3 protein-coding genes are annotated in these 12,418 nt (G+C 71.9%); 1 reads left to right on the top strand and 2 read right to left on the bottom strand.

Going from position 1 to position 12,418, the window contains the following annotated elements; translation table 11 throughout:
- Positions 1–167: 167 nt before the first annotated feature.
- On the bottom strand, positions 168–482 hold the full coding sequence (locus ACFWA9_RS11250; protein WP_380385668.1) for a hypothetical protein: 315 nt from the start codon (positions 480–482) through the stop codon (positions 168–170).
- Positions 473–7,726, bottom strand: a complete 7,254-nt coding sequence (locus ACFWA9_RS11245) for an RHS repeat-associated core domain-containing protein (protein WP_380385665.1) — start codon at positions 7,724–7,726, stop codon at positions 473–475. Before ACFWA9_RS11245 ends, ACFWA9_RS11250 begins: the two co-directional genes overlap by 10 nt.
- 343 nt (positions 7,727–8,069) lie before the next feature.
- On the opposite strand from ACFWA9_RS11245, the gene ACFWA9_RS11240 reads away from it, so the two are divergent.
- Complete coding sequence (locus ACFWA9_RS11240) at positions 8,070–12,365, top strand: LamG-like jellyroll fold domain-containing protein (protein ID WP_380385662.1); 4,296 nt, start codon at positions 8,070–8,072, stop codon at positions 12,363–12,365.
- Positions 12,366–12,418: the final 53 nt, after the last annotated feature.

Genomic DNA, 12,418 nt, shown 5'->3' with positions numbered 1-12,418 from the left:
CGACAGAACAATGTCACAGGTCATATTGCGCGACAGATTCCAGCCAGGGCCAGGTCACCGGCCTCCCCGTCACCTCCGCCGCCTCCGGCGGGTGATCCGCACGGGCCGTCGTGAAAGGCCGGTGCCCGGGTGCGCCGTAGCGCACCCGGGCACCGGCCTCGGGGGGGTCAGGCCTGCGGCTTCGCCGCGTCCCGGAGTGCGAAGTACTCCGTGACGCCGGCGACGAAGCGGCACGCGCCGGTCTCCCGGTCCACGATCACCGGGAGGTTCCCGCCGACCCGCAGTCGCCCGCGCGCGTCGGGGACCGTCGGCAGGTAGCCGAAAGCGTAGGCGCCCTCGACCGCGACCGTCTCGTCGATCCGCAGCCGGTACGCGCGCTCGTCCCAGCCGCGGACCCGCTCGCGGCAGTACGCGTCCGCCGCCAGCCGGGCCGACTCCTGGTCCATGCTCACCATCCGCTTCCTCTCCTGGCTCACCACCATGTGATCATCATTTCGAGATTCTCCCACTGCGAGGTCACGGCGTGCGTCTCGCTCTGGTAGTCGAGGAACTTGATCACACCGGCGTCGTTCACCACGTTGAAGTAGTGGCCGACGTCGACGCCGTCGGTCCAGCCGAACACGATGCCCCGGGTGCCGTAGCCGAGCACGGTCAGCTGGTGGCTGATGTCGTCGACCCCCTCGGTCATGTGGAACAGGGAGTCGTACTTGTACTCCAGTTCCTCCGGGGCGAGGATGCCGCTGTCCCAGGCCGTGGCACCGTCGTGGGTGCCCGCGAGACGGCTGTCGCCGGCCTGGGCGCAGGCGCCGCAGTTGTCGGTGTAGCCGCCGGGGTTCGCCCCCGCCAGGGTGTCCTCCGCCTTGCCGGGCTTCGGCCCCTTGGTACCGGTGCCGCCGCCACCGCTGTCGGGCGAGCCGCCGCCGCTGGGGCGCCCGGCGTCCTTGCCGGCGGCCGGCGTCTCGGAAGCCGGAGCGCCCGGGTCGTCGCCGCCCTTGCCGGTGCCGGACTTCGGGCTGCTCGGCTTCTCCGTCTTCGGCGTGGTCGGAGCCGGGTCCGCCTTGGTGGTGGTGGGCAGGTCGCCGGAGAGCAGCTTCTTGACCGCGCTGACGACGTCCTCTCCCTCCGACACCGCCGTCTTGATCGCCTTGACGGCCTTGACGCCGCCGCTGATCGCCTTGACCGCGCCGTAGCCGTCGATCGCGAACGAGCCGACCACACCGGTGACCTGGCCCGCGAAGTACGAGGTGGAGCTGGTGTCCACCTCGAACAGGTCCGCCAGCGGCGTGTCGTCCACGTACCCGGTGTGGCCGAGCCTGAACGGGGACTCGTTGGAGTACCCGAACATGTCGTCGAACACCTGGTTGTCGCCGTTGGCGATGTCGGCGAAGGAGTTCCAGCAGTCGGAGAGGGTGTTGACGCTCCACTGATACGGGTCGCCGACGATCGAGTCGCCGACGCCGGTGAAGAAGCTCCCGACGTCGCCCCAGCTCCACCAGAGGCCGTTGGGGTCGCTGCCGGAGGTGGGGTTGCCGGCCGCGTACCCGTAGCCGCCCATCTGGTTGGGATCGCCCGACTCGAAGACCGGGTCGACGGTGAGGAACCGTCCGATCATCGGGTCGTAGACGCGCACCCCGAGCAGGTCCAGCCCGCTGGTGGCGTCCGTGGGCTTGCCGAGGTAGCCCCGGTTGTCGGCCCAGGCCGCGGGCGCGGCGCCGCGCGCGTTCCCGTACGGGTCGTACGCCCGCCGGACGACGGCCAGGCTCGCGCCGTCGACCTGGAGCTGGGCGGTGCCGTGCGGGGTGGTCGGCTGGTAGCTGACGGTGCCGGCCGAGGAGCGGACGATCACCGTGCCGTCCGGGCTGTGGTAGTACCGCAGGCCGGTGACGGTCTTCTTGACGGTGTCGAGCCTGAGCTGCTCCGCGCCCCCGAACAGGTAGAGGAGGTTGGTCCCCGGGTTGCGCTGGATCAGCAGGCTGCCGTCGGCGTCGTAGAGGTAGCCCGCCTCCGTGCCGTTGGTGGTGACCGCCTTGGTGCGGCCCTCCTCGTTGTACTCGAAGGCCTGGCTGGTGCCGGGCCCGGTCCGGGTCTTGGTGTTGCCGGCGCTGTCGTAGTCGGGCACGACGGTGGTGCTGCCGGACGGCCCGGTGGTGGTGACGGCACTGGCCGCGTTGGGCTTCTTCGCGGGAGCGACGCCGGCGCCCGGGTAGGTGATGGTCTGGGTGACGTCCTTGGTGGCCGCCCCCTTCACATCGTGGGCGACCTGCTGGGTCCGGTCACCGAGCTGGTTGAACTGCCAGTCCAGCCAGTACGGGGACGGCCCGCCGATGGTGCCCGGCGACGGTGCCGCCGTGGCGCACTTGGTGAGCTGCCCGGCCGTGACCGCGCCCAGGCCCTTGGTGTCCGTCCAGGCGGTGGTCAGCCGGTTCTGCGCGTCGTAGCCGAAGCACTGCGTGTCGGTGACCCGGTCGGTGCCGCCGCTGGACTGGACGTCGGAGACCGCGGTGACGCTGCCCGCCGCGTTGTACCCGTAGGTGGTCGCCGAGATCGGGTTGGCCGTGTTGCTCTGCAGCGTGACCCGGTTGGTGGCCAGCCGGCCGGTGGCCTGGTCCCAGGTCTGCGCGGTCCGCAGCTGCTTGCTCGGTGTCCCGAGGGTGGTCTGCAGGACCTGGCCCTGCGGGCTGTAGGCGACGGTGGCGATGTACGGCCGGCTGGGCGTGCCCATCGCGACCAGCTTGCCCTGGAGGTTGTAGCCGTAGCCGACCGTCTCCGCGGGAAGGCCCGCCTCGGTGCCGAAGGTGGTCGACGCCAGCAGGCTGACCGTCTCGGTGTAGGAGGCCGTCGTGCTGTAGCTCCCGGCGAGGTTGCCCTCGACCGCGGGGATCACCGTGGTGGTGCCGGTCGGCTGGCCGACCGCGTTGTAGCCGTTGACCTTCTTGACGTAGGCGCTGCCGCTCTTGCCGCCCACGTAGCGGGTGGACGAGACCGGCATGCCCTTGCCGAGCGAGTCGTACGTCCACTCGGCGAGCGCCTTCGCCGGGTCGCCCGGCGTGTCACCGGTGTACTCCGCCGTCTTGCGGCCGAGTTCGTCGTAGCTGTACGACAGCACCTGGCCGCGGCCGTCCTTGACGGTCAGCACCCGGCCGAGCGGGTCGTAGGTGCTGCTGGAGCTGCCGCTGTCGGGGTCGGTCTGGGCCACCACCCGGCCCTGCACGTCGTAGGTGTAGGACCAGGTGTTGCCCACCGTGTCCTTGACCGTCTCGACCTGGCCGCGGGGGGTGTAGCCGAAGGTGGTGGTGATGTCCGCGGCCGCGGTGCCCGCCGTACCGGCCGACCAGAGCTGGGTGTTGGCGCCGTCGTACATGACGGCCCGGCCGTCGCCCTGCACCTTGAGGTAGCCGCCGGTGTGCCCGCCGCTCGCGCTGGTCCAGAGCGTGGTCTTCCCGGTGGTGTCCAGCACGACGAGACTGCCGTCGGCGAGGACGCTCGCGTACGCGCCGGGGTGGCCGGCGGTCCCGGAGGACCACAGGGACTTCCCGTCGACCAGCGCGGTCAGCACCAGGTTGCCGTCGGCCTGCATGGCCAGGCGGACGCTGCGGGAGACCACCGAGGTCCCGGAGGCGATCACGCTGCCGCCGGTGAGCTTGCGGTCCGGCGTGGTGTCGCGCACCACGGTCGAGCTCCGCCGGCCGAGCGCGTCGGTGTACGCCGTGGTCGCCTTGCCGCCGGGCGGCGGCGTGACGTCCACCCGGTCCACGCCCCGGTAGGTCGTGGCGGTCTGCCAGAGCGTGCTCGCGAAGGACACCTGCTGGACCGTGACCGGCCGGCCCTGGCCGTCGTACGACGTCCGGGTCACCGCCGGGCCGGTCTTGTTGGTCTCCGCCCACATCGAGGTGCCCGGCGCGTTGGCCGCGTCGTAGTAGCTCGCGATGGCGGAGACGGTCCACCCGTGGGAGTCGTAGAAGGTCGAGGAGACCAGCCGGCCCACCGAGTTGTCCGCGGTGGTCGTCTGGGTCTGCCGCGCCTGCAGCGTCCCGTCGTAGAAGGTGACCTCGGTGCTGTAGGTGCCGTCCTCGCGCAGCGTCCTGGACGTGACGGTGGACGGGTCCGGGCTGTCCCCGGCGCCGTGGACCTCGTACGCGAAGGTCCGGTCGGGCGACTGGGTCGCCTTGTTCCGGCCCGGCATCCACACCTTCACCCGGCGCCCGAGGGCGTCGTAGGCGGAGTCGGTGACCCGGCCGTTGACGTCGGCCGCGTGGGTGATCGAGCCGCGGCCCGGCGAGACGGTGCTGGTCGCCTTCCACTTCAGCGGGTTCTCGGTCGACACCGCGGTCGGCAGGAGCCCGGTGGCCGGCGTGTACGTGGTCGTGGTGGTCCGGCCGGCCGCGTCGGTGCTGTCGCTGACGCGCCCGTAGCGGTCGTACGCCATCGCGCCGAGCACCTGGAACTGCGGGTTGCCGGCCTTGTCGTAGCCGGTGACCGACTCGGTGGCGGTCACCAGGCCGAGCGAACCGGAGCGCTGGCCGAGCCGGCCCAGCGTGCCGGGGTTCGTGACCGTCCCGTCGCCGTCGTAGTAGACCCGCTTGTGGCTGAGCGTGGTGCCCTGCCCCGGCTTCGTGTCGCACGAGCCGGCGAGGCTGAGCGTCTCCTTCGGGTAGACCAGCATCATCGGGTTGGCCGACGGCGCGTCGGCGTAGGTCGTGACCGTACAGGTCCGCTGGGAGGGCACGGACAGGTCGCCCTGCTCGTCGGCCTTCCAGATCCGGCCGAGGTCGTCGAAGGTGGTGCCGCTCCGGGAGGTCCGCCAGGTGCGGTCGTCACTGAGCAGGCCGAGCGAACGGCTGCCGCTGGAGCGCACCCGGCGCGACGTCAGGTCGGGCAGCGTCGAGAGCTTGTCCGGCTTCGGGTCCTCCGAGGTCCACGCGGTGCGCCCGGCGGTCGCCACGACCACCGAGTCCGGCACGTCGGTCAGCGTCTTGGTGACGACGGTGCCGCCGGCCTTGGTGAAGCCCTGGCTCTCGAACGGGGTGCCGGCCAGCCAGGCGCTGTCGGTGATCTCCTCGCCGAGCGAGTTCGTCACCTTCGCGCTGCGCCGGGTGCCGTCCTTGCGGTAGTCGCCGTCCATGCCCTGGAGGTAGGAGACGGTGCTCTGGGTGGTCGGGTCCGGGGCGGCGCCCGTGGTGGTGGTGACGGTCCGGTAGCCGCGGAACTCGTTCCACGTCCGGTGCTTGTCGTCGGTCAGCTCGGAGTCGTCGCGGTGCCAGGCGGCACCGCCCGAGTAGCTGTAGTCGGTCACCTTGGCGGGCGAGCCGGCCTTGGTCCGGTCGCTGGAGGTGACCTTGGAGACCAGGGTCTTGTGGAACCAGTCCTCGATCGGCTCCACACCGCCCGGGGTGTTCCAGAACACCGGGTAGCAGGCCATGGTGTTGGAGTCGGCCGAGGCCGGCATGGTGTTCTTCTCGCGCGAGCACTCCGGCGCCCGGTAGGTGACCGCGACGGACTCGCCGGTCTCGGTCTGCACGCTGGAGATCCGCGGGTGGAACAGCGGCGGGGCGGCCGGGGTGAGGCCGTCGACCCGGTTGTCCGTCTCGATGCCGACGAACGTGACCGGGTCGAGGGAGATCGGGGCGTCACCCCCGGCGGAGGTGTCCTTGCCCGTGTGGACGATCTCCGAGAGCCACATCACCGACTGCAGCGAGCCGCTGGACTTCGGGTCCTGGGTCTTGCCGGTGACCGGGTCGTAGGTGCCGCCGGCGTCCGAGAAGACCTGCTTCAGCTCGTAGCTGTCGACGTCCTGCCAGCCCGAGGAGGTCCGGACCTTGGTGTCGATGCCCTTCAGCCGGTACGTCTGCCAGAAGGTGGGACCGCTCTGCAGGCAGACGCCGTCGGTGTCGCCCTCCTCCCCGATCTTGGTCTTCCAGTCGGAGGGGCAGTTCAGGTCGTACGGGGTGTCCGGCCAGTTGGCGGCGGTGTCCGAGGAGAGGTTGCCGTCCTTGCAGACGCTGTCCGAGGTGGTGCAGCGCTGCGCCGTGCGGAAGACCACCTTGGCGGCCGGCTCGCGGCCCGCCCGGGCGTCCGCCAGCTGGTAGCCGTAGGAGATCTGGGTGAGGTGGCCGCCCCGGGTGTACTGGGTGAGGGTGCCGCCCTTGTCGTCCTTGTCCTCGTCCGGGATCTGGCCGAAGCCCATGTTGTAGTAGTTCGACTCGGTCGACCAGTCGTAGCGCTGCACGTTGCCGTGCGGGTCGACCACGAAGTCCAGGTTGAACCGGTAGCCGACCGGCTTGTCGCACTGCGAGTCGTCGCCCTTGTCCGAACTGTGGCAGGGATCGTCCGACTTGGGGTGGTAGACCGGGATGCCCCAGGCGCTGCCGGTGGCGTCGTCCGTGCTGCCGCCGGGAGCGTGGTTGAGGCCGAGGTAGTAGGCGGTGCCGTCGGTCGTGGTGACCTTGAAGTACTCGCCCTGCCAGAGGCCGTTGGTGGCTCCGGTCAGCCGCTCGATCCTGGTGCCGTCGTCGGTCTGGAGGTGGTACGTCCCGTCCGAGTCCCGGAGCAGCTGGCCGTTGTGGGTGCCGAGCGAGATCGTGGCGTTCCAGCCGGCCCAGCAGGAGTCGCCCGAGTCCTCGATCCCCTGGTCCTTGCAGGTCTTGTACGAGCGCTCGATGAAGCCGGGGCTGTAGGACCAGCCGTCACCGACCCAGGACGACTGCGAGTTGCGCGCGGAGGTCTCGCCGTCCACCGACTGCGAGTCGTAGGCGAGTCCGACGGTCGGCGCCGCGCCACCCAGGGACGGGGGCGCGGTGATCGGGTACCGGTACGTGAACGCGCCCGAGGCGGACGCGGACCAGGCACCCGAGGCGGACAGCGACGTCGCGCCGTAGTCGCCCTGGGACCCGCCGCTGCTCGCCACGGCGGCCACCGCGACCCCGCCGGACCGGGCGGCCGCCAGCGCCGCCGGGGCGGCGAAGGCGCTGCCCGGCTTCGCCGCCCCGGCGATGCCACCGGCCGCCGCGAGCACGACCGTACCGCTCAGCTTCCGGCCGACCGGGTCGTTGACCGCCTCGATCGGCGTGCGGGTGCGGCAGGCGGCGAGCTGCGGGGTGGTGAGCGCGCACGCGGGCATCGCCACCAGCTGCAGCCGGGAGGCCCAACCACCGCCGTACGCCTGCTCGATGCCGCCGTAGTCGAGGGAGACCGCGACGCTGCCGCTCTCCGCGCGGGCGTCGGCCCGGTCCAGGCCGACCAGCAGGCCGTCCACGCCGGCCCGCTTGGCCCGGCCCCGGTCGGCGAGGTCCACCCGGACCGCGGAGACGGCGCTGAGCGGGGCGACCGACGGCGCCAGGGACTTGGCCCGGGCACCGAGCGCCACGGGGGCGGCGGGCGAGACCGAGACCGGCAGGCTGCCGGCCTTCGCCTTCCCGGCGGGCGCCGCCAGGCTGCGCACCTCGGGGGTGTTCCCCAGGTCGACGGTGGCGGTCGCGGCCGCCGGCCACTGCACGGGCTTCACCACGTGCGGGACCAACTCACGGGCACCGGGCGGGATCGCGGGGGCCGGGACGACCGCCCCCCGGCCGCTCACCGGGCTGCCCGGGACCTTCGCCTGGTCGGGGAGCGGGTCCGCGCCCCAGAGCTTGTCCGTGTACTGATAGCCGCCGACGACGTCGGCGACGGCGAGCGGGGTCGCCAACGAGAAGACGGCGGCCGTCGCTATCGCGACGGTCGCCCGTTCCATCCAGGCCCGTTTCCGGGCACCTCGAATTCCGCGCGGTCCTGCGCGCATGCGTATTCCCCCTGAAAGCACATCAGAGAGCCGGTGAACTGACGAATCACCAGCTGACGGCACGTTCGGCCGACCGGAACCGTATTGCCATGGCAGGGTCAGAGCAATACCCTTCCCCAGCAGTCACTCTGTCCCCATCCGTCACACAGACCCCAAAGAGTCTTCACAGGCGGCGCCAGGGGTGAGTAAAGACCGCAATTCCGACACGTGGCGGGGGGCCACGGGGGTCCGTTCTGTGACGAGGAACACAACGGCGCCCGGGTTCGTCCGCCTCCGGTCCCTGAAAGGGCGATCCATGGGGGAGCACCTCCGCGTCCGGAGAAATCCGGCGCGCACACTGACACGCCGTCTGGCGCTGTCGGCGGCCGTCACCGGCCTGCTGCTCGGCAGTGCCGGACCGGCGCTCGCGGACGATCCGGCCGCCGGATCCGCGAGCACGACGACGGGCCCGGCCGCCGACTCGCCGCTGGCGGCCGCCAAGGCCGAGGCCGCGCGCACCGGCCGGCCGGTGACCGTCGACAGCCTCACCACCGAGACCTCGCGGACCGTCGCCAACGCCGACGGCACCTTCACCGCTACCACCCACCTGCAGCCCGCCCGGGTGCGCGAGGACGGCCACTGGAGGGACGTCGACGCCACGCTGACCAGGAACGGCGACGGCACCCTCTCCCCCGCGGCCACCCCCTCCGGGCTGGCCCTCTCCGGCGGGGGCGACGGGCCACTGGCCACCCTCACCGACCCGGACGGGCGACGGCTCTCCTACACCCTCCCGTTCCCGCTCCCCGCTCCCGTGGTGAACGGCAGCACCGCGCGCTACGACGGCGTCCTGCCGGGCGTCGACCTCAAGGTCACCAGCACCGACCAGGGCGGTTTCCACGAGGTCCTGATCGTGCGCGACGCCGCCGCGGCCGCCAACCCCGCGCTCGCCTCGCTCAAGCTGACCACCTCCGTCGGCGGAGGCCTGTCGCTGACGACCGACCAGGACGGCCGGGTCGCGGTCACCGCGCCCGACGGCAGCGCGGTCTTCCGTTCGCCGACCCCGCTGATGTGGGACTCGGCGACGACCGCCCCGGCCGGGGCCGCCGCGGACCCGGCCCCGGCCGCGAAGGCGGCGCCGAAGACCGCCCCGCAAGCCGCACCGCAGGCGGAGGGCCCCGCGGACGGCGCCCCCGCCACGGCGTCGACTCCCGAGGAACCGGGCAGCTCCGCCCAGGTCAAACGGATCGCGGTGACCCATGCGGCCGACACCCTGACGCTGGTCCCCGACGCCGGGCTGCTCCGCGGCGCCGACACCGTCTGGCCGCTGTACATCGACCCGTACACCAGCCCGATCACCAGCAAGAAGAGCCACTTCGTCACCGTCAAGGAGGGCTGCGCGAGCCAGAGCCCGTACGACGACGCGCAGGACAACGGCGAGGGCGTCGGCTACCAGCGCTGGCAGGACTGCTTCGGCCTGAACCGCGCCTACTACGAGCTGAACATCGCCGGCCTCGACAAGAAGATGGTGATCTCCAAGTCGGTGGTCCACCTGACCTCGACCTACGGCGCCTCCTTCGACTGCGACAACGAGACCGGTGTCCGGCTCGCGACGGTGACCCCGATCAGCGGCTCCACCAGCTGGAACAACCAGCCGGACATCACCGGCGACGGCTACATCGGCGGCACCCAGCAGGTCAAGAGCTCCAACATCAGCCAGAAGTGCGGCAACCACGACGTCAACTTCGACGTGACCGGCCAGATCAGGAAGCTCTCCGGGGTCAAGGACAGCTGGACCTTCGGGCTCTGGGGCAACGAGTCCAAGTCGACGAGCAACAACGACTTCGTCCGCTTCGCCAACAACCCCTACCTGACCACGGTGTTCGACATCGCCCCGGAGACGCCGGACAACCTGGGCACCACCCCGGCCACCCGCGCCCCCGCGAGCAACGGCTGCGCCGGCGCGGCCGACGGCTGGATCGGCCAGTCCGGCCTGGCCGGGGACGCCTCCGACATCACCCTCAACGCCCACCTCACCACCGACATGAGCGGGGTCAACCTGCGCGCCCGGTACGAGGTCTGGGACACCAAGACGGCGGCCGCCGACGGCGGCTCGACCGACAAGGGCGCCCCGGTCAGCAGCTGGGTCAGCAACGGCGGCACCACCCGGGTCAACATCGGCTTCAAGGTCGCGGACGGCCACCAGTACGGGTGGCACGTCAAGGCCGAGGACGGCACCCTGGCGAGCGGCTGGACCGCCAACTGCTACTTCAAGACCGACCTGAGCGCGCCGAGCATCCCGTCCTTCACCGACTCCCCGGTCTTCCCGCCGCTCGGCGGCGACAAGGCGCCCACCGGCCACGCCGGTGACACCGGAATCAAGATCACGGTGACCTCCAACGACCCGACGCCCACCGGCTGCACCCGCGGCAGCTGCGTCAGCAGCGGCATCGACCGCTTCGAGTACTCGCTGGACGCCAACATCCCGGCCAACGGCGCGGCGGCGGTCAACGCCGTTCCCACCACCGGCGGCAGCGCCACCGGCGACGTCCCGATCGTGCTGAGCGCCGCCCAGTGGGGCGCCCACACCCTGTTCGTCCGGGCCGTCGACAACGCCGGCAACACCCAGGGCACCGTCGGCCAGTACAGCTTCTTCGCGCCCTGGAACCCGGCCACCAAGGTGACCGCCGGCGACGCCGACGGCGACGCGGTGCCCGACCTGCTCGCCCCGACCACCGACGGCGACCTCGTCCTGGTCCGCGGCAACGCCGACCCGGCCGGACCGCCCGTCAGCGCCTCCGCCAAGGCCCAGAGCCCGGACGGCACGGGGTGGGACAACTACCTGGTCGCCCACCGGGGCACCGCCACCGGCACCAACGTCGACGACCTGTTCGCCTACTCCAAGGCGACCCACGAGCTGTACCTCTACCAGAACGACGCCGTGACCCCCGGCGGCGTCACCGGGCACTTCACGCTCACCCAGAACGTGATCCCGATCCGCAACTCCTCCTCCTGCCCGGCCAAGGGCTCGGACGGAACCTGGAAGAACGTCACCCAGCTGCTCGCCCCAGGCAAGCTCGCCCAGTTCGCCGACGCCCCCGACCTGGTCACCGTCGACAAGGGCGAACTCTGGTACTACCCGGGGACGTTCCAGGCCGGCTGCAACCTCGGGGCCGGCGTCCGGATCGGCACCGGCGACTGGTCCGGCACCACGCTGCTCGCCCCCGGCACCGTGGGCGGCGTGCCGACCCTGTGGGCCCGGGACAACGCCACCGGCGCGGTCAGCAGCTTCCCCCTGACCTTCGACGCCGGCCTGCCGACCACGAAGATCGCCGCGCCGACCCACGCCCCGCTGGTCTCCGGCGTGCTGGACACCGCCAACAAGAACCTCTGCCTGGACATCGCCGGCGGCAAGACCGTCAACGGCACCGCGGCCCAGATGTACACCTGCAACGGCACCGACGCGCAGCAGTTCGCGCTCGGCGCCGACGGCAGCATCCACGCGCTCGGCAAGTGCCTGGACGTGCAGAAGGGCGAGACCGCCAACAACACCCTCGTGCAGCTCTACCAGTGCAACAACACCGGCGCCCAGCAGTGGGCCCCCGGACCGTACCCGGGCACGCTGAAGAACCCGCAGTCCGGCCGCTGCCTGGCCGACCCGGCGAGCAACCGCAACCCGCGCACCCAGGTGATCATCTACGACTGCATGAACATCGCCGACCAGAAGTGGGCCGCCACCACCGGCAACGTGCTGCCCGCCGCGCAGAAGGTGCTGCCGCTCGGCGTCGGCGACCGGGACGCCCCGACCGTCGCCTCCCCGGGTGACGTGCAGGGCACCGGGTACCCGGCGCTCTACGCCGGCTCCCGTTCCGGCCGGCTGACCGAGTACCCCGGCGCGGCACCGGCCGGCGGCCTGGCCCAGTTCGGGAACCCGGTCGGCATCGGCAACGTCCGCCAGCCCTCGGCCTGGTGGAAGCTGGACGGCACCGCCGACAGCATCCGCCCGACCGGTGCGCTCACCCTCAACGGCGGCGCCGCCCTCGGCACCGACCCGGCCCGCGGCGGCGTCCTGAACCTGAACGGCTCCACCGCGTACGCGGCGGCCGCCGGTCCGGCGGTGGACACCAGCCGCAGCTACACGGTGTCCGCCTGGGTGCGGCTCACCAGCCTCACCGCCAACTCCACCTTCGTCTCGCAGTCCGGCACCAGCGCCAACGCCCTCCAGCTCTACTACTCCAGCGGCGCCCACGCGTTCGCCTTCGGCCACGCCCACGCCGACGACACCGCCGGCGCCTTCACCAGCGCCTACGGGCCCACCACCGGCGCCCTCGCCCCGAAGACCAACACCTGGTACCACCTGGTGGGCGTCTACGACGCGGACTCCGCCGACCTGCGCCTCTACGTCGACGGCTCGCTCGCGGGCACCGCCGAGTACGCGGGCACGGTCTGGAACGCGACCGGTCCGCTGCAGCTCGGCCGCCGCCTCTACATGGGCGCCTACGGCGAGTACGCCGCCGGCCAGATCGCCGACGTCCAGCTCTTCCCCGAGGCCCTCACCCCGATCGGCGTCTCCTCCCTCGACGGCCGGCGCCCCGTCCCCACCCAGCTGAGCTGAGGCATCCGCCCCTCCGACAGGCCGCGGCCCGTCCACCCCGGGTGGGGTGGACG

It is taken from the genome of Kitasatospora sp. NPDC059973, assembly GCF_042737525.1.
Lineage (GTDB): Bacteria > Actinomycetota > Actinomycetes > Streptomycetales > Streptomycetaceae > Kitasatospora.
This window is presented reverse-complemented; position numbering and strand designations above follow the sequence as displayed.